This is a genomic window from Actinoplanes sp. ATCC 53533 (assembly GCF_003947245.1).
The window spans coordinates 1-1,337 of record NZ_QHHV01000520.1; the positions used below are offsets into that span (position 1 = coordinate 1).

The 1,337-nt window shown below is 65.4% G+C and carries 2 protein-coding genes; both read left to right on the forward strand.

The genetic code is table 11. From position 1 onward, the window contains the following. The coding region (locus tag DMB66_RS62220; protein WP_199753308.1) for a hypothetical protein at positions 1-238 on the forward strand (238 nt) is incomplete at its 5' end. A gap of 97 nt (positions 239-335) precedes the next feature. Then, positions 336-1,337, forward strand: a 1,002-nt coding sequence (locus tag DMB66_RS59745) for a DUF262 domain-containing protein (protein ID WP_158647744.1), incomplete at its 3' end; no start/stop codon positions are given.

The following is a 1,337-nucleotide window of genomic DNA, read 5'->3' on the forward strand; positions in this document are numbered from 1 at the left end:
AAAGCGGCTGCTAGCCAGCCCGCGACACACCTCGTACGGGTTCCAGCGGCTCTACGCGCTTGGGCGGTTGGTGGACAGCGTCGAGTTCGCCGCGCTTCTGCCGTGGTTCGAGCCGCTGTTCACGGCCGACGAGCGCGAGGAGGCTCGGACCCGACTGATCCTGCACGAATTTCCGGTCGATGCGAAGCTGCGGACCGCGATGGCAATGCCACCCGACTGGGTCGAGGAGGACGGGTAGCCGACACTGCGAGGCTGACAGCGTCCAGAAGGGACAGAACTGCCGGTCGCGTGCGATAGAACTTTGGCTCACCAGCGTAGGTAGGAAAGGAACCCCCGTGCAGGCGTTCACCCGGAGCCCCGCTGAGATCTTCGGCTACGACATCCGCTACGTGATTCCGCTGTTCCAGCGTCCGTACGTGTGGGACAAGGAGTTGCAGTGGGCACCACTGTGGGCCGACGTACGCACGGTCGTGGAGAACATACTGACCGCTCCGGTCGGTTACCTGGGCCCGCAGGTCTCGCCGCACTTCCTCGGCGCCATCGTTCTCGACCAGCCGCTCGTGCCGACCGGCTATATCGCGGTGCGGAACGTCATCGACGGGCAGCAGCGCCTGACCACGCTTCAGCTGCTGCTCGATGCCGCGCAATGGGTCGCTCAGCAGTATGGCTCGCCGAGGGACGCGCAGGCGTTGCGGGCATTGGTCCAGAACAACCCTGAGATAGCCCAACTGCGCTGGGAAATCTTCAAGGTTTGGCCGACGGATCGTGACCAAGCCGCATTCGAAGCGGCGATGGACGACGACCAAGAAGTACCACCAGAGCTGACTGCCAGCCGGATCGCGCAGGCCCACGCGTTCTTCGTCCGGGAGATCGAAGCCTGGGCAACGGCGCCGGACGGTCCAGCCGACTCGGTGGCGAGAATCAGGACGCTCGCGCAGACCCTGCGTGACCATCTCAAGCTCGTAGTAATCGACCTGGATCCGGGCGACAACGCTCAGGTCATCTTCGAGACGCTCAACCATCGCGGGGCGCCGCTGCTGGCCGCCGACCTGATCAAGAATTTCGTGTTCCAGCTCGCCGGAGCGCACGGCGCCGACGTCGTCGCCCTATACCGAACGCATTGGCAGGAGCTCGACGGCGACTACTGGCGAGCGCGGGTGGCCCGCGGCCGGCAGTACGTGCCACGCGTCGACATCTTCGTCAACCACTGGATGGTCGCCCGGTTCCGCAAGGAGATACAGGCCGATCGCATCTTCACCGCGTTCCGGGACGAGGTGCTCGCCGGCAAGCTGGAGATCGAGCCGCTGCTGGCCGACCTCGCGGCCGGGGCGAAGACC